The 18,809-nt window shown below is 65.5% G+C and carries 19 protein-coding genes; 8 read left to right on the top strand and 11 right to left on the bottom strand.

Annotated elements, in window-relative coordinates:
• Positions 1–119: 119 nt before the first annotated feature.
• From hemF to RBA40_RS29555, 7 genes are all read left to right on the top strand, one after another.
• The gene (gene hemF, locus RBA40_RS29585) at positions 120–1,031 is read left to right on the top strand and encodes an oxygen-dependent coproporphyrinogen oxidase (protein ID WP_306652156.1); all 912 of its coding nucleotides are present in this window, start codon (positions 120–122) and stop codon (positions 1,029–1,031) included.
• Positions 1,028–1,678: a nicotinate-nucleotide adenylyltransferase gene (locus RBA40_RS29580; protein ID WP_306652154.1), complete on the top strand. Its 651-nt coding sequence runs from the start codon at positions 1,028–1,030 to the stop codon at positions 1,676–1,678. Before hemF ends, RBA40_RS29580 begins: the two co-directional genes overlap by 4 nt.
• A complete protein-coding gene (gene rsfS, locus RBA40_RS29575; RefSeq protein WP_099875364.1) occupies positions 1,678–2,382 on the top strand; it encodes a ribosome silencing factor in 705 nt (234 codons plus the stop codon). Before RBA40_RS29580 ends, rsfS begins: the two co-directional genes overlap by 1 nt.
• Positions 2,383–2,388: 6 nt before the next feature.
• Positions 2,389–2,859, top strand: coding sequence for a 23S rRNA (pseudouridine(1915)-N(3))-methyltransferase RlmH (gene rlmH, locus RBA40_RS29570; protein ID WP_054264401.1), 471 nt, complete (start codon positions 2,389–2,391; stop codon positions 2,857–2,859).
• A gap of 15 nt (positions 2,860–2,874) precedes the next feature.
• The gene (locus tag RBA40_RS29565; protein ID WP_099875363.1) at positions 2,875–3,495 is read left to right on the top strand and encodes a Maf family protein; all 621 of its coding nucleotides are present in this window, start codon (positions 2,875–2,877) and stop codon (positions 3,493–3,495) included.
• 77 nt (positions 3,496–3,572) lie between these two features.
• Complete coding sequence (gene rng, locus RBA40_RS29560; RefSeq protein WP_099875362.1) at positions 3,573–5,036, top strand: ribonuclease G; 1,464 nt, start codon at positions 3,573–3,575, stop codon at positions 5,034–5,036.
• A gap of 235 nt (positions 5,037–5,271) precedes the next feature.
• Entirely contained in the window at positions 5,272–5,835 is a 564-nt protein-coding gene (locus RBA40_RS29555) for a PEP-CTERM sorting domain-containing protein (protein WP_306652153.1), read from the top strand.
• Between the two features lie 24 nt (positions 5,836–5,859).
• On the opposite strand, the gene RBA40_RS29550 is transcribed toward RBA40_RS29555, so the two are convergent.
• Positions 5,860–6,405 (bottom strand): DUF2004 domain-containing protein, encoded by a 546-nt coding sequence (locus RBA40_RS29550; protein ID WP_306652151.1) that lies wholly within the window; start codon positions 6,403–6,405, stop codon positions 5,860–5,862.
• Between the two features lie 175 nt (positions 6,406–6,580).
• Between RBA40_RS29550 and RBA40_RS29545 the strand changes: the two genes are divergently transcribed.
• A complete protein-coding gene (locus tag RBA40_RS29545) occupies positions 6,581–7,234 on the top strand; it encodes a ribonuclease T2 family protein (protein ID WP_306652150.1) in 654 nt (217 codons plus the stop codon).
• Positions 7,235–7,238: 4 nt separating this feature from the next.
• Here RBA40_RS29545 and RBA40_RS29540 read toward each other — a convergent pair whose 3' ends face one another.
• From RBA40_RS29540 to msbA, 10 genes are all read right to left on the bottom strand, one after another.
• Positions 7,239–7,565, bottom strand: coding sequence for a hypothetical protein (locus RBA40_RS29540; protein ID WP_306652148.1), 327 nt, complete (start codon positions 7,563–7,565; stop codon positions 7,239–7,241).
• 7 nt (positions 7,566–7,572) lie between these two features.
• A complete protein-coding gene (locus RBA40_RS29535) occupies positions 7,573–8,253 on the bottom strand; it encodes an NAD(P)H-binding protein (protein WP_306652147.1) in 681 nt (226 codons plus the stop codon).
• Positions 8,254–8,342: 89 nt separating this feature from the next.
• Positions 8,343–9,146, bottom strand: coding sequence for an ABC transporter substrate-binding protein (locus tag RBA40_RS29530; protein ID WP_306652145.1), 804 nt, complete (start codon positions 9,144–9,146; stop codon positions 8,343–8,345).
• Entirely contained in the window at positions 9,143–9,796 is a 654-nt protein-coding gene (locus tag RBA40_RS29525; protein WP_306652143.1) for an ABC transporter ATP-binding protein, read from the bottom strand. The genes RBA40_RS29530 and RBA40_RS29525 overlap by 4 nt, the downstream gene beginning before the upstream one ends.
• The gene (locus RBA40_RS29520) at positions 9,793–10,500 is read right to left on the bottom strand and encodes an ABC transporter permease (RefSeq protein WP_306652141.1); all 708 of its coding nucleotides are present in this window, start codon (positions 10,498–10,500) and stop codon (positions 9,793–9,795) included. The genes RBA40_RS29525 and RBA40_RS29520 overlap by 4 nt, the downstream gene beginning before the upstream one ends.
• Positions 10,500–11,321, bottom strand: a complete 822-nt coding sequence (locus RBA40_RS29515; RefSeq protein WP_306652140.1) for a formate dehydrogenase accessory sulfurtransferase FdhD — start codon at positions 11,319–11,321, stop codon at positions 10,500–10,502. The genes RBA40_RS29520 and RBA40_RS29515 overlap by 1 nt, the downstream gene beginning before the upstream one ends.
• Positions 11,318–14,137 (bottom strand): formate dehydrogenase subunit alpha, encoded by a 2,820-nt coding sequence (fdhF, locus tag RBA40_RS29510; protein WP_306652138.1) that lies wholly within the window; start codon positions 14,135–14,137, stop codon positions 11,318–11,320. The genes RBA40_RS29515 and fdhF overlap by 4 nt, the downstream gene beginning before the upstream one ends.
• Positions 14,134–15,837, bottom strand: coding sequence for an NAD(P)H-dependent oxidoreductase subunit E (locus RBA40_RS29505; RefSeq protein ID WP_306652136.1), 1,704 nt, complete (start codon positions 15,835–15,837; stop codon positions 14,134–14,136). Before RBA40_RS29505 ends, fdhF begins: the two co-directional genes overlap by 4 nt.
• A 62-nt stretch (positions 15,838–15,899) precedes the next feature.
• A complete protein-coding gene (waaF, locus tag RBA40_RS29500; RefSeq protein WP_306652134.1) occupies positions 15,900–16,916 on the bottom strand; it encodes a lipopolysaccharide heptosyltransferase II in 1,017 nt (338 codons plus the stop codon).
• Positions 16,913–18,643 carry a lipid A export permease/ATP-binding protein MsbA gene (msbA, locus tag RBA40_RS29495; RefSeq protein ID WP_306652133.1) on the bottom strand — a complete coding sequence of 577 codons (1,731 nt, stop codon included), beginning with the start codon at positions 18,641–18,643 and terminating at the stop codon, positions 16,913–16,915. Before msbA ends, waaF begins: the two co-directional genes overlap by 4 nt.
• Positions 18,644–18,809 lie beyond the last annotated feature (166 nt).

Below are 18,809 nucleotides of genomic sequence, written 5' to 3'. Positions count from 1 at the left end.
CGCAGCCCCCGTCGTTCCTGCCATTGGCAGAAACGACGGTGTATTAGCTGCGCATATCATAAAATGCGCGGACGGTGTACAATTCGTCCTCAATTTTTATTCCCCGATCCCGCTCCCCGATGTCATCCCCTTCCCCTGCGGCCGTCAAGGCCTGGCTACTCGACCTGCAAGCGCGCATCGTGCAAGCGCTCGAAGACGCCGACGGCAAGCCGTTCCTGCATGAAGAATGGGAACGGCCCGAGGGCGGCGGCGGCATCTCGCGCCTGATCGAGGAAGGCAATGTCCTGGAACGCGGCGGCGTCAACTTCTCGCACGTGATGGGCGCCAACCTGCCGCCATCGGCCGCGGCCTCGCGTCCCGAACTGGCCGGCCGCGCCTGGGAAGCGATGGGCGTGTCGCTGGTGGTCCATCCGCGCAATCCGTACGCGCCGACGGTCCACATGAACGTGCGCTTCTTCACCGCCACCGCACCCGGCGAGGAGCCGGTATGGTGGTTCGGCGGCGGCATGGACCTGACGCCCTACTACGGCGACGAAGGCGATACGCGCCACTTCCACCAGACCTGCCATGATGCGCTCGCGCCCTTCGGCAGCACGCTGCACGCGCGCTTCAAGCGCTGGTGCGACGATTATTTTTACCTGAAACACCGCAAGGAACCGCGCGGCGTGGGCGGGATTTTCTTCGACGACTTCAACGAAGCCGGTTTCGACCTGTCGTACGCGATGACGCAAAGCGTGGGCGACTCCTTCGTCAAGGCCTACCTGCCGATCCTGATGGCCCGTAAGGACACGCCGTACGGCGAGCGCGAACGCGATTTCCAGGCATACCGGCGCGGCCGCTATGTGGAATTCAACCTGGTGTGGGACCGCGGCACCCTGTTCGGCCTGCAGTCGGGCGGGCGCACCGAAGCGATCCTGATGTCGATGCCGCCGATCGTCAAGTGGCGCTACGACTGGCACCCGGAAGCCGGCAGCGCCGAAGCGGCGCTGTACAGCGACTTTCTGGTCCATCGCGACTGGCTCCTTACGTGACCTTGTGCGTCGCACTGCTGGGAGGCAGTTTCGACCCGGTTCATAATGGTCATGTGGCGCTGGCCACCTTGTTTGCCACCCTGCTCGAACCGGATCAGCTGCGCATCCTGCCGGCCGGCAGTCCGTGGCAGAAGAGCCGCTTGCAGGCCAGCGACGCCGACCGCGTCGCCATGCTGCGCCTGGCCTTTGCCGGCGCCGCTCGCCCGGTCGCGCTGGACCTGCAGGAAATCGAACGCGGCACGCCGACCTACACCATCGACACACTGCGCAGCGTACGCGCCGAACTCGGGCCGCAGGCATCGATCGTATTCCTGATGGGATCGGACCAGCTGCAGCAGCTCGACAGCTGGCGCGAATGGCGCGCGCTGTTCGAGCTGGCCCATATCGGCGTGGCTGCGCGCCCGGGATTTTCGATGGCCGATGCGGCATTGCCGGCGGCCGTCGCCGAAGAACTCACCATGCGCCGGGGCAGCCTGGCGCAATTGCGTAACACCCCGTCCGGCAGGGCTTACCTGGCCGAGACGCTGGACGTGGACATCTCCGCCACCCAGATTCGTGCGGCATTACAACGGGGCGAGAAGGCAAACTCGCTTATCTCCCCGGTAGTGCTAGACTATATTCAACAACATAATTTATACGAAATCTAATGGATATTAAAAAACTGCAGACCCTCGTCGTCGACGCCCTCGAAGATGTGAAGGGCCAGGACATTACCGTGTTCGATACCGTTCACCTGACCAGCCTTTTTGACCGCATCGCCGTCGTTTCCGGCACCTCCAACCGTCAGACCAAGGCGCTTGCCGCCTCCGTGCGCGACAAGGTCAAGGCAGCCGGCGGCGACGTGATCGGCATCGAAGGCGAAGACACCGGCGAATGGGTCCTGGTCGATCTGGGCGACATGATCGTCCACATCATGCAGCCGGCGATCCGCCAGTACTACCGTCTCGAGGAAATCTGGGGCGACAAGCCTGTGAAGCTCGGCGCGGCCAAGCGCAAAGGCACCGTGGAAGCAGCCGAAGCGGCCGAAGCGAAGCCAAAGTCGAAGCACCTCGCCTCGACCCAGGAAGCGCCTGAAGTCAAACCGGTCAATGAGCGCAAACCCGCAGCCAAAAAAGCCGCAGCCGCCAAGACCCCCGCCGCCGCCAAAAAGGCGCCTGCCAAAAAAGCAGCGTCGAAAGCTGTCGGCAAAGTGGTCAAGGTCGCCGCGACCAAGACCGAAGAAGCAGCCGTCAAGGCCCTCAAGGCACTGCCGCCGAAACGCGCAGCCGCCGTCAAGGCGCCAAAAGCACCAGCGGACGCCGTGCCGGTCAAAAAAGTCATCAAGCGCGTCGCCAAAAAAGACGCAGAGTAAGCGTCGATGCAGCTCATTATCGCTGCGGTCGGCCACAAGATGCCCGGTTGGATCGAAACCGGCTTTTCCGAGTACACGAAGCGCATGCCTCCTGAATTGCGCATCGTGCTCAAGGAAATCAAGCCGGTCGAACGCTCCGGCAGCAAAACGGCGGCCACCGCCATGGCGCTCGAACGCGAGCGCATCGAAGCGGTCCTGCCCAAGAGCGCACGCCTGATCGCGCTCGATGAACGCGGCAAGGACCTGACCAGCGTGGGCCTGTCCCAGCAGCTGATGCAGTGGCAGCAGGACGGGCGCGACACCGTCTTCCTGATCGGCGGGGCCGACGGCCTCGATCCCGAACTCAAGGCGCGCGCCGAGGGGCTGATTCGTATTTCCAGTATGACGCTCCCGCACGGCATCGTGCGTGTTATGCTTGCCGAGCAGTTGTATAGGGCGTGGTCGATCACGCAGAATCACCCTTATCATCGCGTCTGAGAAAACGGGAATCCGATGAAACCGATCGACAGAAAAATCTACCTTGCTTCCAAAAGCCCGCGCCGGCGTGAATTGCTGCGCCAGATCGGCGTGGAGTTCGAGCTGCTCACGCTGCGCAACGATACGCCGCGCGGTCCGGACGTGACCGAACTGGTGAACCCGGGCGAAGCGGCCATCGACTACGTGGCGCGCGTGGCCAACGAAAAAGCGGCCTTCGGCTGGAAGATGGTGCAGCACCGCCGCCTGACCCTGCGTCCGGTGCTGGCGGCCGACACCACCGTCACCATCGATGGCCAGATCCTCGGCAAACCCGGCTCGCCCATCGAGGCGAAGGAAATGCTCGAACGCCTGTCCGGACGCACGCACCAGGTGCTGACCGCGATCGCGGTCCATCACACCGACATGCAGCGCCAGGTCACCCAGGTGTCCCAGGTGCGCTTCGCCAAGCTTTCGCCAGCGTCGATCAAGGCTTACTGCTCCACTCCCGAACCGTACGACAAGGCGGGCGGCTACGGCCTGCAGGGCCTGGCCGCGCTGTTCGTCGAACATATCGAAGGCAGCCACTCCGGCATCGTCGGACTGCCCCTGTTCGAGACCGCGCAACTGCTGCGCGAAGCGGGCATTCCGCTGGCCTGATGCGATTGCGCACGCGCTGCGGCCCTGCCTCCCAGGCCTCGTCCCTAACACCATCATCTGCACGGCGGCCCTGAACAATGAACGAAGACATCCTCATTAACATCACTCCGCAGGAGACGCGCGTGGCGCTCATCCTGCAAGGCGCCGTGCAGGAACTGCACATCGAGCGCACGCTCACGCGCGGCCTGGCCGGTAACGTCTACTCGGGCAAGGTGGTGCGCGTGCTGCCGGGGATGCAGTCGGCCTTTATCGACATCGGCCTGGAACGCGCGGCTTTTCTGCACGTGGCCGACATCTGGGAAGCGCGCACCCATGAAGGCCCGAGCGTGGCGCCGACCCCGATCGAAAAGATCCTGTTCGACGGCCAGGTGCTGACGGTACAGGTGATCAAGGACCCGATCGGCACCAAGGGCGCGCGCCTGTCGACCCAGATTTCGATCGCCGGGCGCATGCTGGTGTACCTGCCGCAGGACAGCCATATCGGCATCTCGCAGAAAATCGAAAAGGAATCGGAGCGCGAACTGCTGCGGACACGCCTTCACAGCCTGCTGCCGCCCGAGGAAAAAGGCGGCTACATCGTGCGCACCATGGCCGAGGAAGCCTCCGACAGCGACCTGGCGGCCGACGTGGACTACCTGCGCAAGACCTGGGGCGCGATCTGCCACGGCGCACGCACGCGTCCCGCCACCAGCCTGCTGTACCAGGACCTGAGCCTGGCCCAGCGCGTGCTGCGCGACTTCGTGCACGACGAGACGGCCACCATCCAGGTCGACTCGCGCGAGAACCACGCCATGCTGGTCGAATTTGCGAAAGCCTACACGCCGACGGTGCTCACGCGATTGCAGCACTACACGGGCGAGCGCCCGCTGTTCGACCTGTACGGCGTGGAGGAGGAAATCCTGCGCGCGCTCGGACGGCGGGTGGACCTGAAATCGGGCGGCTACCTGATCGTCGACCAGACCGAGGCGATGACGACGATCGACGTGAACACGGGCGGCTTCGTTGGCGGGCGCAATTTTGCCGATACCATCTTCAAGACCAACCTGGAAGCGGCGCACGCAATCGCGCGCCAGCTGCGGCTGCGCAACCTGGGCGGCATCATCATCCTCGACTTCATCGACATGGACAACAACGAGCATCGCCACGCGGTGCTGCAGGAGTTGAAAAAGACGCTCTCGCGCGACCGCACCAAGGTGTCGGTGTCGGGCTTTTCGGCGCTGGGGCTGGTGGAGATGACGAGAAAGCGCACGCGCGAGTCGCTCGCGCATATCCTGTGCGAACCCTGCCCGGCCTGCGCCGGCAAGGGCCAGGTGAAAACCAGCCGCACCATCTGCTACGAAATCCTGCGCGAGCTGATGCGCGAAGCGAAGCAGTTCAATCCGCGCGAGTTCCGCATCCTCGCCTCGCAAGAGGTGGTCGACCTGTTCCTGGAAGAGGAATCGCAGCACCTGGCGATGCTGGGCGACTTCATCGGCAAGCAGATTTCGCTGCAGGTGGAGACGGCGTATCACCAGGAGCAGTACGACGTCATTCTGATGTGATGGCGCTGGGCAAGAGAATTTTTGCCGCAGCCCAAGAAAACGGCCAATAAAATATTCCCATAGTTAAAATTTTCGATGATAAATTTTTTCTACAGTAAATCCTTTATGTGTTGCGCATATGCTACCGAGCGCACGAGCACGCCTGCTACGATCCGCTGACCACGTGGCCTTCACGTGGCCGGCCGGGTGCGTTGCCAGCCCCGGCGATTCGTAGCATTCCTCAGCGGAGGTAGCCATGTTCGGTAGATTCATCAGTGCGGCGGCACTTGCATGCTGCACCGCCGCAGCCCAGGCGGGGCCCATCGAGTTCAAGTTCAGCTATACGGGTTTTTTCGACAAGGAAGCCGACCGCTTCGATCCGGCAGCGGTCATCGCCGGCAGTTTTATCGCGGACGACGTCAATCGGGACGGGCTGTTCGGGGCCAACGAACTGATTTCGTTCAAGCACAACGGCTCCAACGATTACATCGGTTGCGGCGTGGGGGACCAGTACTACTGGAAATGCACGATTGAACGGTTCGGCTACCGGATCGGCGGCCCGCTGAAATTCTCCACCACGTGGTCCATCTCGGACATCGGGTACCAGATCAACAGTTCGACGATCACCGGCGAAGAATACGTCTACAACTACCGCAGCGCGGGCGGCGTGCAAACGCGCGGCTTGATCTGGACCGGCCAGACCGCTTTCGCGATCAGCCAGGTCAATGCGGTGCCGGAACCGGTCTCGCTCGCGCTGATGGCGCTCGGCGCGGCCGCCATCGGCGTGGCGCGCCTGCGCCGGCCACGCCGCGCTGCCTGACGCGCGGCCCGGTCCAGGGCCGTATCAGCTTTCGACGTCGACCGACTGAATCGTTCCGTCTTCCGCGAACTTGACCGCGACCACATAGTTGGTCAGGTCTTCGCCGAAGGTGAAATCGAACATGGCGAACGAGCCGTCCGATTCGTCCGGCATGGGATGCAGACCGATGTGGCACAGGTGGAGCGTCGCCAGCATGCGCTCTTCAACCGGCAGCGATGCATCGGTACCGTCAATCAGTGCCGCCAGTTCTTCGGGCGACAACTCGGACAGATGATGATCGATGTACGTGTCCCGCACTTCGCCATTGGCATGGAAGTCGGCGATGCAGGCCGCCCGGGCCAGTGCGATCTTGCTGTCGAGCTCTTCCATGAAGCGGGCGACCCGGTCGAGCACGGCCGGATCGAGATCTTTCACCGCAGAAAATTCGGTGATCCCATCCTCGCCCTCGAATGCGTTGAAAAAAGCGAGCGACAGGTCAATTTCCCGTCCGTCGACAGAGTAGATCGCTTCGTTATATTCATTCGGCAAGGCCAGATCGATGGCGCCGAAATAGGGGATGATTTTTTCCATTTTGAATCTTCACGTTGACCAGAACGGGCTATTTTATCAGCCGGCTGACAAGCGCCGGGCCGGTCCCTGTTTGCCGGGAGCTTGGTTTCAATCAGGAAGGGGTTCGATCAATGCTATTTACACACAATTGCAGATAAAATAGTCATTCATTCAACCCTTGAAGCGGAGCACTATCATGGTCCAATTACGGCAATACGCACTGGTGGCACTGATGGCCCTGGCCGGGGCCGCTCACGCCAAGGCACCCCGGGCGGTCACCGGGCAGTTCGACTACTATTCGGTGGCGATGAGCTGGTCGCCGTCCTACTGCGCCAGCCGTAGCGATCCGGATCAATGCGCGGTCGGGCGCCAGCTCGGCTTCGTGCTGCACGGGCTATGGCCGCAGTACGAATCGGGCTATCCGTCCAACTGCAGCAACCAGAAGCTGCCAAACGATGTGCGCGAAAAATACACGCCGCTGTTCCCGTCGCCGAAACTGATCGGCCACGAATGGAGCAAGCACGGTACCTGCTCCGGGCTGGAACCGGCGGCGTATTTCGAGCTGTCGGCCAAACTCAAGGATCAACTGGCGATCCCCGAGCCGTATCAGAAACCGGCGGCGCCCGTACGCACCACGAACGAGGAGTTGTACAGCGCCTTCAAGAGCGCCAATCCGGGTCTGGCCAGGGATGGCGTGCTGCCGTTCTGCGCAAGCGGCGGGCGCTTTTTGCGCGAGGTGCATGCCTGCTACGACAAGAACGGCAGCTCGCGCAGTTGCAGCCCGGGCCAGGTCAAGCGCTCGAAGAGCAGCTGCGGCCAGGCCAGCTTCCTGATCCAGAGCGTGCGCTGACGCGTCACGCTTGCCACACGCCGTAGCCGGCCTCGCGCAGCCCGATGCCCAGTTCGACTTCCATGTCGGCCGCGCCCGCGTAGGGCATCGGGTTGTAGACCGCGTACAGCGCGGGCAGCAGGCGCAGACCATACTTTTGCACGAATTTGTTGGCCTGGATGCCCGCCTTGTGCTTGTCGAAGCGCAGGTCGGGACTCAATCCCGTCATCCCCACGTATACGCACGGTTTTCCGGTCACGTAATCCGGGTTCGACTTCTTGAAACGCGGTTCGTACAGCACGTCCTGCGACAGCTCGATCACATACACGTTGTGGTGGTGGCGCCGGCCCATCGACGGCTTACGGCGCGGTGGCGTTGCGCCCCAGCGCGGCGATGTCGGCACTCTCCAGCACCCGCTTGCGCGCGCCGTTGCGCACCACGGCCAGCATGGCCTGCCCAACCTGGCGCGTGGTCAGCACGTGGTTCGGCATGGCCCCGCGCAGCAGCGGCAGCACGGGCTTCATCAGCGAATAGAAAATGCGGTAAGCGGTGGTCTTGGACTTGATGCCGTCGAGCGGCTGGATCATCCCCGGGCGGAAGATGTACACGCCGCGAAAAGGCAGCGCCAGCAGCGCGTTTTCGGTGCGCCCGCGCACGCGCTCCCACATGGTGGCGCTGGTTTCGCTGCTGTCGGCTCCCGCGCCCGACACATATACGAACACCATGCGCGGATTGAGCGCGACCACTGCGTTGGCAGCGGCCAGGGTCATGTCGTACGTCAACCGGGTGTAGTCAGGCTCGCTCATGCGCGAGGACGTCACGCCGACGCAAAAAAAGCAGGCATCGAAGTCTTCCAGCTGCGCCGCCACGCTGGCGAAGTTGAACAGATCGGCATGCACCAGATCGCGCAGCTTGGGATGGTGCTGCCCGGTTGGCGTGCGTCCGATGGCCACGACCTGCTCCACGTCGGCGGCCTGCAGGCATTCACGCAACGCGCCCTGCCCGACCATGCCGGTGGCGCCAAATAACAGAACTCTCACGTCGTCTTCCTCCTTGCCGCTGGCTTGTTTACCGCACCCTGCGCCGCGCGCAAGGCCGCTATCTTACGCCCTTCCGGTACAGTCTTGCGCTACCGTTGCGCCGACGGGAAAAACAGCTGCTGGCCGCCCGGCCTGAAGCCGGCAATCCTGGCCTGCCCTTCGGCGGACGTGATCCAGTCGATCAGCAGGCGCGCGCCGCGCTCGTTGAGGCCCGGGTGGCGCGCCGGATTGACGGCGATGATCCCGTAGGGATTGAACATCCTGGGGTCGCCCTGCACCAGGATCGCCAGCCCGGTTTTGTCCTTGTAGGTGGCGAAGGTGGCACGGTCGGTCAGGGTGCAGGCTTGCAGCTCGGCCGCCATGGTCAGCACCTCGCCCATGCCCAGGCCGGCCGACAGGTAGCGCGCCGGCGGCGGCAGCACGCCGGCAGCCTTCCAGTAGCTCTTTTCCATCTGGTCGGTGCCGGAATTATCGCCGCGCGAGACGAAGCGCACGTCGCTGGCCGCCAGCTTGCGCAGGGCGGCGACGATGTCGGACCCGCCTTTGAGGCCGGCACGGTCCGACGGCGGGCAAGCCAGCAGAAAATCGTTGTACATCACGTCGCGCCGGCCGACGCCATGGCCGTCGGCCACGAAGCGATCCTCGGCGGCGCGTGCATGCACCAGGGTGACGTCGACATCGCCATTCTTCGCCAGTTCCAGCGCCTTGCCGCTGCCGACGGCAATCACGTGCACCTTCAGGCCTGCCTTGGCCTCGAACGGAGGCAGCAGCCAGGCCAGCAGGCCGGAATTGTCGGTGCTGGTGGTCGTGGACAGGCGCAGGACCTGGTCGGCGGCCAGGGCCAGCGGGGAGGCGGCGCAGAGCCAGAGGGCCAATGCGGTGTACCTGATCATTTGTATTCGAGCTTTCCGTCACGTAGTTTAAGGCGCTGCACGCCGGACATGCCGATCAGGTCACGGTCGTGGCAGGCCATCACCACCGTGCTGCCGGCAACCACCAGGGCCGGGATGAGCGCGATCACCTGTTCGCGCGCGGCGCCATCGAGGTTGGCGGTCGGTTCGTCGAGCAGCAGCAGCGCGGGCCGCAATACCCAGGCACGCGCCAGCGCCACGCGCTGCACCTCGCCGCCCGACAGGCGGGCCGGATCGCTGCCCTGCAGATGCTCGACGCCGGCCCATGCCATGGCTTGCGCCACCGCCTGCGCCGCCTGCGCTTTTGCGACGCCGCGCGCACGCAGGCCGTAGCCGATGTTGGCCGCCACGCTGGTCGAGAACATCACCGGATGCTGGTGCACATACACGATTGCCTCGCGCAGCAGCGGCGGGTACGGCGACAAGGCCAGCGGCTGCCCTTGCCACGTGACGCCGGATGCCTCTCCGGGTTCCAGTCCGGCCAGCACGCGCAGCAGGCTGCTCTTGCCGGCGCCGTTGATCCCGGTGAGCACGTAGGCGCGCGCCGCGTCGAGCACCACATCGTCAAGCTCGAACAGCACGCGTGGGCCATGGGCCTTGCGCAACTTGTCGATACGCAGCAAGGCACTCATGCGCCGGCTCCCGCGGTGCGGGTGTCGCCCTGCAGCAGCATCAGCGCGCCGTTCATGGCCAGCGCCAGCGCCACCAGCACGATGCCCAGCGCAATGCCCTGCGCGAACTCGCCCTTGCTCGTTTCGAGCGCGATGGCGGTGGTGATGGTGCGCGTTTCGCCGGCGATATTTCCGCCCACCATGAGCGCGCAGCCGACTTCCGAAATCACGCGCCCGAAGCCACTGATCACCGCCGCCATGACGCCGAAGCGCACTTCGTGCAGCACCGTGAGCATGGTGCGCCAGCGCGACGCGCCCAGGGCGATCGCGGTGTCGGCGTAGCGCGGGTCGAGCGCCTGCACCGCCGCCAGTGTGAAGGCCACCAGCACCGGCGTGGCGATGATGCACTGGCCGAGCACAATGCCCGGCTGCGAAAACAGCCAGTGCAGCGAACCCCACGGGCCGTGGCGCGACAGCAGCAGATACAGCAGCAGGCCAATCAGGACCGTCGGCAGCGACAAGGTGGCCTGCACCAGCCAGATGGCGATGCGGCGGCCCGGGAAGCGGTAGCTGGCAATCGCATAGCCGAGCACTACCGCCGGCGGCGCCGCCAGCAGCAGGCCAAGCACGCTGGTCTTGAGCGAGATCCAGACGATGCCCCATAGCGCGGCGTCGCCCGACAGCAGCAGCGCGAATGCGGCGTGCGTGGCCTCGGGCAGCGACATCAGGGCGGCAGCGGCTCGAAGTCGAGGCGCCCGTGGCCAGTCAGCAGCAGGAAGTGCTTGCCGGTGCAGCGCGCCAGCAGGGCCATGCCGATCCTGTCGGCGACCATGTGGCCCATCTGCGTGGTGCCGGAGCGCGACAGCAGGAAGGGGATGCCCATCTGCGCGCCCTTGATGACCATCTCCGACGTCAGCCGGCCGGTCGTGTAGAACACCTTGTCGCTACCGGCCACGCCGTCGAGCCACATGCGCCCGGCGATGGCGTCGACCGCGTTGTGGCGGCCCACGTCCTCCACGAAATAGAGCAGCTCGCCCGCGTTCGAAAACAGCGCGCAGCCGTGCACCGAGCCGGCCTGCTTGTAGATCGATTGCTGCGTGCGGATGGTCTCGACGATGCGGTACACGGTGGACTGCGCAATGCGCGCATCGGGTGGCAGCACGATCTGGTCGATATCGTCCATCAGCCCCCCGAATACCGAGCCCTGGCCGCAGCCGGTGGTGACCACCTTCTTCGAGGTGCGCGCCTCGACATCGGCGATGCCGCCGCGCGTGAGCACCGCCACCGCATCGACCGACCAGTCGACCTGTACCGAGACGATGTCAGCGATCGATTTCACCAGGCGCTGGTTGCGCAGGTAGCCCAGCGTGAGCGCTTCCGGCGCGCCGCCCAGGGTCATCAGCGTGACCAGCTCGCGCTTGTCCACATATACCGTCAGCGGCCGCTCGGCCGGGATGGCGATGGTGGAGAGGCGGCCGCGTTCATCGAGCACCTCGACCTCGTGGGTCAGGGCCGCGCGGGCGTCGCTCAGTTGCGGCAGTGTCATGTGATGCTCATCCGCGCCAGTACCTGGCCGCCGCCGAAACTGCCCTGCTGCTCCACCACGCCGCCGAGCGCCACGCGGATGGCACAGTATTTGAACTCGGGGATCTTGCCGAACGGGTCGAGCGCGGCATTGGTCAGGCGGTTGATGGCCGCTTCGTAATAGCAGAACGGCACAAAGATCGCGCCGCGCGGCGAACTGTCGTCGGCGCGCGCATACAGGGCCACTTCGCCGCGGCGCGAGGCAATGGTCACCACGTCGCCCGGTTTGCCGCCCAGCGCCGCCAGGTCGAGCGGGTGGACCAGCGCCACCGGGTCAGGTTCGATCGCGTCCAGCACCGCCGTGCGGCGCGTCATGCTGCCGGTATGCCAGTGTTCGAGCTGGCGGCCGGTGATGAGCACCATCGGATACGCGGCGTCGGGGCGCTCGTCGGCCGGAATGATATCGGCCGGGACGAAACGCGCGCGGCCGGACTCGCGCGGGAACTGCTCGGTGAAGACCACCGGCTGGCCCGGATCGCCCTCCTTGGTGCACGGATAGGTGACGGCGTGCTCGCGCTCCAGCCTGTCCCACGTAATACCGCCGATGCTCGGCATGATGCGGCGCATTTCGTCGAACACCTCCGACACATGGCCGTACTGCCAGTCAAGGCCCAGGCGCGCGGCCATCTGCTGGATAATCCACAAATCCTGCCTGGCCTGGCCCGGCGGATCGATGGCCTGGCGCCCGATCTGCACCAGGCGGTCGGTGTTGGTAAAGCTGCCCGTCTTTTCGGGAAAAGCACTGGCCGGCAGGATCACGTCGGCCAGGTAGGCGGTCTCGGTGAGGAAGATATCCTGCACCACCAGGTGATCGAGCGCGGCCAGCGAAGCGCGGGCGTGGTTGGCGTCGGGGTCGGACATGGCGGGGTTTTCGCCCATGATGTACATTCCGCGGATTTCGCCGCGCGGTATGGCGTGCATGATCTCGACCACCGTCAGGCCGGGCGTGGAGTCGAGCGGCATGCCCCAGGCCTGTTCGAACTTCGCCAGCGCCAGCGGGTTGTCGACCCGCTGGTAATCGGGAAACATCATCGGGATCAGCCCGGCGTCGGACGCGCCTTGCACATTGTTCTGGCCGCGCAGCGGATGCAGGCCGGTGCCGGGGCGGCCAATCTGGCCGGTCATCAGCGCCAGCGCGATCAGGCAGCGCGCGTTGTCGGTACCGTGGATGTGCTGTGAAATGCCCATGCCCCACAAGATCATCGACGCTTTCGAGGTCGCGTACAGGCGTGCCACGTAGCGGATGGTGTCGGCGTCGACGCCGCAGATCGGCGCCATCAGCTCAGGGCTGTAGCCGGCCACGTTCTGTTCCAGCTCCGCGTAGCCGATGGTGCGGCTGGCGATGAAGTCCTGGTCGACCAGGCCTTCGGCCACGATCACGTGCATCATCGCGTTGAGCAGGGCCACGTCGGTATCGGGCTTGAACTGCAGGTAGCGGTGCGCGCTGCGCGCCAGGTCCGAGCGGCGCGGGTCGCACACTACCAGCTTGGTGCCGTTCCTGATGGCGTTCTTGATCCAGGTCGCCGCCACCGGATGGTTGACGGTCGGGTTGGCGCCGATGACGATCACCACCTCGGCCAGGGTCACGTCCATCACCGGGTTCGATACCGCGCCCGATCCGATCCCTTCCAGCAGGGCCGCCACCGACGATGCGTGGCACAGGCGGGTACAGTGGTCGACGTTGTTGCTGCCGAATCCGGTGCGTACCAGCTTCTGGAACAGATAGGCTTCTTCGTTGCTGCCCTTGGCCGAGCCGAAGCCGGCCAGCGCGCGCTTGCCGTAGGTGTCGCGGATGCGCGCCAGCGAGCCGCCGGCGGCATCGAGCGCTTCTTCCCAGGTGGCCTCGCGGAACACATCGAGCACGCGCGCCGGGTCCATGGTGAATTCGCCGCTCTTGGGCGCGTCGGCGCGGCGGATCAGCGGCACCGTCAGGCGGTGCGGATGGTGCGCATAATCGAAACCATAGCGGCCCTTGACGCACAGGCGTTCGCGGTTGGCCGGGCCATCGCGCCCCTCGACGAACAGGATCTTGTTGTCCTTGATGTTGTAAGTCAGCTGGCAGCCCACGCCGCAGTAGGGGCATACCGAATCGACCTGTTTGTCCGGTACGGCCAGGGCGGCGTCGCGCGCCGGCATCAGGGCGCCGGTCGGGCAAGCCTGCACGCATTCGCCGCAGCCGACGCAGGTGGAGTCGCCCATCGGGTCATCCATGTCGAACACAATCTTGACGTGGTCGCCGCGCAAGGCCAGGCCGATCACGTCGTTGACCTGCTCGTCGCGGCAGGCGCGCACGCAGCGCGTGCACTGGATGCAGGCGTCAAGATTGACGGTGATGGCGGCGTGCGAGGCGTCGCGGGACGGCTGGCTGCGCGCGGCGAAACGCGGCTGGCCGAGAGCGAGCTTGCGCGCCCAGAAATCGACTTCGTTGTGGCGCGTGTAGGCCCGTTCGGGCATGTCGGACTGCAGCAGTTCGAGCACCATCTTTTGCGCGGCCACGGCGCGCGCGCTGTCGGTACTGACCTTCATGCCGGCGGCCGGATGGCGGCAGCAGGATGGCGCCAATACGCGCTCGCCATCGATCTCCACCATGCACGCGCGGCAGTTTCCGGCCGTGTCCATGCCGGGCTTGTAGCACAGGCGCGGGATCTCGATGCCTTCGCGCGCGGCCACCTCGATCAGCGTTTCGTGGGCAAAGGCTGCTACCTGCCGGCCGTTGATTTCCAGCTCCACCGGCGCGCCCTGCAACGCCGCATGCTTGCTCCTGCTGATCGCATTCATGGCTTCACCAGTTCATGTGAAAAGTATTTGACGACGCAGTCGAATGGATTGGGCGCGGCCTGGCCAAGGCCGCAGATCGACGCGTCGCGCATCACCTGCGACAGTTCGGCAAGCAGCGGCGTGTCCCAGTGCGGTTGTTCGATCAGCGCCAGCGCCTTGGCGGTGCCGACGCGGCACGGCGTGCACTGCCCGCACGATTCGTCCTTGAAAAAGCGCAGTGTGTTGCGCGCGGCCGCCACCGCCGAATCCTGGTCCGACAGCACCACCACGGCGGCCGAACCGATGAAGCAGCCGTACGGCTGCAAGGTGTCGAAGTCGAGCGGGATCGAATTGAGCGCGGCGGGCAGGATGCCGCCGGATGCGCCGCCCGGCAGGTAGCCGTAAAACTGGTGGCCCGGTGCCATGCCGCCGCAGTATTCATCAATCAGTTCCTGCACGGTGATGCCGGCCGGGGCCAGCTTGACACCCGGTTCGCTTACCCTGCCCGAGACCGAAAACGAACGCAATCCCTTGCGGCCGTGGCGTCCCTGGCCGCTGAACCAGTCGGCTCCCTGCTCGACGATGGCGCGCACCCAGTGCAGGGTCTCGAAGTTGTGCTGCAGGGTGGGCAGCCCGAACAGGCCGACCTGGGCCACGTACGGGGGACGCAGGCGCGGCATGCCGCGTTTGCCCTCGATCGATTCGATCATCGCCGATTCTTCGCCGCAGATGTAGGCGCCGGCGCCGCGGCGCAGGATCAATTCGGGCATGGACTGGAACGGCGGGTCGGCGCGCAGGCGCGCCAGTTCGGTTTCGAGCATCGCGCGGCAGCCGTGGTATTCGTCGCGCAGGTAAATATAGATGGTGTCGACGCCGGCCACCCAGGCCGCCACCAGCGCGCCTTCGAGGAAGCGGTGCGGGTCGCGTTCGAGGTAATAGCGGTCCTTGAAAGTGCCAGGCTCGCCCTCGTCGATATTGATCGCCATCAAACGCGGGCCAGGCTCATTGCGCACGATGCGCCATTTGCGCCCGGTCGGGAAACCGGCGCCGCCAAGGCCGCGCAGGCTCGATGTTTCCATGGTCGTGATGAGCGCTTCGGCATCGCGCTGGCCGTCGTGGCATTCGCGTGCCAGCACGTAGCCGCCGGCGGCGCGGTAGCTGTCGTAGTCGATGTAGCCGGTGGGCGCATGCGTGGTGTGGCCGTGCGCCACCGCGGCCGCCACCGTGTCGCAGCTGGCATGGGCCAGCGGGTGCTGGCCGACCACGGCTGCCGGGGCTTGTTCGCAGCGGCCGACGCACGGCGCGGCCAGTACGCGCACGTCAACGCCCAGGATGGCGGGAAGGCGCTCGATCAGGTCGCGCGCGCCGGCCATCTCGCACGACAGGCCGTCGCACACGCGCACTGTCAACGCCGGCGGCGCGCTGTCACCCTCACGGACGACATCGAAGTGATGGTAGAAGGTGGCGACCTCGTAGACCTCGGTCTGCGCCAGCTTCATTTCCTGCGCCAGCGCCGCCAGATGGGTGTGCGACAGGCAGCCGAAGGCATCCTGGATCCTGTGCAGATGCTCGATGAGCAGGTCGCGCTGGCGCGATTGCGCGCCCAGCAGCGCCTGCACCTCCAGCAGCGCTTGCGGATCGACGCGGCGGCCCTTGGGCGCCTGGCGCTTGCGCTGGCGGGTGCTGCCCTGGGCCATGATCGGAATGACGGGATGGTTCATCAATTAACCTTGTCAAAAACAGCATCGCGCCATGATTTTACTCCCACGGCGCGGTGACGGATTCACATTTGGCGCAGCTCATGCCAGACCATGGCGGGTTCGAGCTTTTCCATGCAGTCGTGGTGGCCCAGTGGGCATTCGCGCTGGCGGCAGGGCGAACAGGCCAGCCGCAGCGAGATCGAGCGCGCGATGTCGGAGAACGGCGGTGCATGGTCTGGATCGGTCGGGCCGTACAGCGCAATTACCGGCCGGTTCAGCGCCGAGGCAATGTGCAGCAGCCCGGAATCGTTGGCCACCACCGCGGCGGCGCCGGCAATGAGCGCAATGGCTTCCGCCAGCGAGGTGGCGCCGGCCACGTTGTGGATGCCGTCGGTTCCGGTCAGGGCCGTGATCTCGGCGCAGGCTTCGCGGTCCTTGGGGGAGCCGAGCAACGCAATGTGCGCAGACGGATCCCGCTCGCGCACCGATTGCGCCAGCGCGGCGAAGTGGCGCGCCGGCCAGCGCTTGGCGGCGCCGAATTCGGCGCCGGGGGCAAACACCACCAGCCGCCCCGCTCCACCCATGCCATGGCGCGCGCGCACTTCAAAAATCTGCTCCTGGCTGACACGCATCGCCGGCCGCGGCACGTCGGCCCGCAGCGCGGCGCCCGGCGCGCCGGCCAGGGCGGCGTAAAACGGCACCATCGGGCGTTTGGGCTTGTCGTCGTGATGCACGACGTTGAGCAGCCCGTAACGCATTTCGCCCTTGTAGCCGACCCGGCGCGCAATCCCGGCCAGCCACGGGATCAGCGCGTACTTGATCGTATTGGGCAGCACGTAGGCGTCGACGTAGCCGCGCGCGCGCAGCACCTTGGCGTAGCGCCAGCGCTCGCCCAGCTGTAGCGCGCCGTGGCGGAACGGGGTTTCGAGCACGCTGTCGACTTCCGCCATGGCGCGCCACGCCGGCGCCACCGAGGGCGGCGCCAGCACGTCGATCGGGCGCGCCGGATGCTGCTGCTTGAGCAGCTGCAGCAGCGGCTGGGCCATGACCGCGTCGCCGATCCAGTTCGGCGAAATGATCAGGGTGCGGCCAATGCTCATGCTTCCACCTTGTTGGCGAACTGCAGGCGGTACAGGTTGGCGTACATGCCGTCCAGCGCCAGCAGTTCGTCGTGGCGGCCCGCTTCGACAATCCGGCCCTGGTCGAGCACCACGATGCGGTCGGCGCGTTCGATGGTCGAGAGGCGGTGCGCGATGACGAGCGTGGTGCGCCCGGCCATCAGGGTGTCGAGCGCGCCCTGCACCGCGCGTTCCGATTCGTTGTCGAGGGCGGAGGTAGCTTCGTCCAGGATCAGGATCGGCGCATCCTTGTAGATGGCGCGTGCGATCGCCACGCGCTGGCGCTGGCCGCCCGACAGGCGCATGCCGTTTTCGCCGATCGGGGTATTGACGCCTTGCGGCAGGGCCGCCACCACGTCGTCCAGGTGGGCCGCCGTGATGGCCGCGGCCAGGCGCGCCGGGTCGACCCGTTCGGCGCCGTAGGCGATGTTGGCGCCCAGGGTGTCGTCGAACAGCACCACATTCTGGCTGACCATGGCCAGCTGCGCGCGCAGGCTTTGCAGGGTGATGTCTTCGTACGGCACGCCGTCGAGCAGAATGCGCCCGCCTTGCGGCGAATAAAAGCGCGTGACCAGGTTCACGAATGTCGATTTGCCGCCGCCCGACATGCCCACCAGCGCCACGGTCTGCCCCGGCAGCACGTCGAGCGTGACGCCGCCCAGCGCCAGCGGGTTGTTGTCGGTGTAGCGGAACAGCACGTTCTGGAGCTGCAGGTGCCCGCGCGCGCGCTCGATGACGACCTTGCCCGGGTCTGCTTCGACCGGGGTGTCGATCATGGCGAACACCGTTTCGGCGGCGGCCATGCCGCGCTGCAGCGGACCGTTCACGCCCACCAGGGATTTGAGGGGCGCTAGCAGCATCAGCATCATGGTGATGAAGCTGATGAATTCTCCCTGCGTCATCCCGGATGACATGGCGATGACGATCACCACCGACACCGCCAGCGCGGTGGCGCTCTGGGTGATCGGCACGGTGGCGGCACTGGCGACCGTAATGCGCTGCGAGAAGCCGAGCAGCGCGCTGCTGCGCTGTTCGAAGCGTTCGCGCTCGTAACGCTCGCCGGCGAACACGCGGATCACCTGGTGCCCGCGCGCCGCTTCCTCGACCACCTGGGTCATCTCGGCGGTCACGCGCTGATTGTCGCGGCTCAGGCGGCGCATGCGCTTGGCCGTGGTGCGCACGATGCCGGCGGTGACCGGCATGACCACCAGGGCGATCAGGGTCAGCTTCCAGTTGGTCCACATCAGCATCAGCAGCAGGCCGACGATGACGAGCGAATCGCGCACGTAGGCGACGAACACGGAGTTGATCATGTCGACCACCTGGCGCACGTCGCCGATGACGACGTTGATGATCTTGCCGGTCGATTCTTCATGAAAGCGCGCCACGGGAAGGCGCAGCAAGCGGTCGAACACCATGCGCCGCAGGTCGTTGAGCACGCGGCTGATCACCCAGTTGTTCAGGTAGGCGGTGGAGAAGGTGAAGATGCCGCGCCCGATGAAAATCGACAGCAGCACCAGTGGCACCAGCCACAGGCTGAATTCGACCCGGTTCGGGCCGAAGCCTTTATCGATCAGCAGTTGCAGCGCATAGCCGAGCGCCGGCTCGGTGACGGCGGTGCCGGCCATGGCCAGCAGCGACATCAGCGCGCGCGCGCGGTAAGGTTTGACGATAGCCAGCAGGCGCCGGACTATGACACTATTTTCCATCGTTTTCTTTCGCGTTCAGGCTACAAGCCATGTGCGGTTGCGGCATGCCGCCATCTTAAGACGCGGCCGGTACCGGAGGCCCGACATTCTCGCACAGGCGGTCCGCGTGCGGCCATAACAACATCGCGGCCAGCGTGTAAATACAATCGGGAAGCGGCTTCGCCGG

The organism is Massilia pseudoviolaceinigra (assembly GCF_030846505.1).
GTDB lineage: Bacteria > Pseudomonadota > Gammaproteobacteria > Burkholderiales > Burkholderiaceae_D > Telluria_A > Telluria_A violaceinigra.
This window is presented reverse-complemented; position numbering and strand designations above follow the sequence as displayed.

Coding starts and splice junctions, on each gene's coding strand:
- rsfS (WP_099875364.1), top strand. CDS start 1,678: ATGGATATTAAAAAACTGCAGACCCTCGTCGTCGACGCCCTCGAAGAT.
- RBA40_RS29540 (WP_306652148.1), bottom strand. CDS start 7,565: ATGGGCCGGCGCCACCACCACAACGTGTATGTGATCGAGCTGTCGCAG.
- RBA40_RS29515 (WP_306652140.1), bottom strand. CDS start 11,321: ATGACACTGCCGCAACTGAGCGACGCCCGCGCGGCCCTGACCCACGAG.
- hemF (WP_306652156.1), top strand. CDS start 120: ATGTCATCCCCTTCCCCTGCGGCCGTCAAGGCCTGGCTACTCGACCTG.
- rlmH (WP_054264401.1), top strand. CDS start 2,389: ATGCAGCTCATTATCGCTGCGGTCGGCCACAAGATGCCCGGTTGGATC.
- RBA40_RS29505 (WP_306652136.1), bottom strand. CDS start 15,837: ATGAACCATCCCGTCATTCCGATCATGGCCCAGGGCAGCACCCGCCAG.
- RBA40_RS29565 (WP_099875363.1), top strand. CDS start 2,875: ATGAAACCGATCGACAGAAAAATCTACCTTGCTTCCAAAAGCCCGCGC.
- RBA40_RS29520 (WP_306652141.1), bottom strand. CDS start 10,500: ATGTCGCTGCCCGAGGCCACGCACGCCGCATTCGCGCTGCTGCTGTCG.
- RBA40_RS29525 (WP_306652143.1), bottom strand. CDS start 9,796: ATGAGTGCCTTGCTGCGTATCGACAAGTTGCGCAAGGCCCATGGCCCA.
- RBA40_RS29545 (WP_306652150.1), top strand. CDS start 6,581: ATGGTCCAATTACGGCAATACGCACTGGTGGCACTGATGGCCCTGGCC.
- RBA40_RS29530 (WP_306652145.1), bottom strand. CDS start 9,146: ATGATCAGGTACACCGCATTGGCCCTCTGGCTCTGCGCCGCCTCCCCG.
- RBA40_RS29550 (WP_306652151.1), bottom strand. CDS start 6,405: ATGGAAAAAATCATCCCCTATTTCGGCGCCATCGATCTGGCCTTGCCG.
- RBA40_RS29555 (WP_306652153.1), top strand. CDS start 5,272: ATGTTCGGTAGATTCATCAGTGCGGCGGCACTTGCATGCTGCACCGCC.
- rng (WP_099875362.1), top strand. CDS start 3,573: ATGAACGAAGACATCCTCATTAACATCACTCCGCAGGAGACGCGCGTG.
- msbA (WP_306652133.1), bottom strand. CDS start 18,643: ATGGAAAATAGTGTCATAGTCCGGCGCCTGCTGGCTATCGTCAAACCT.
- fdhF (WP_306652138.1), bottom strand. CDS start 14,137: ATGAATGCGATCAGCAGGAGCAAGCATGCGGCGTTGCAGGGCGCGCCG.
- waaF (WP_306652134.1), bottom strand. CDS start 16,916: ATGAGCATTGGCCGCACCCTGATCATTTCGCCGAACTGGATCGGCGAC.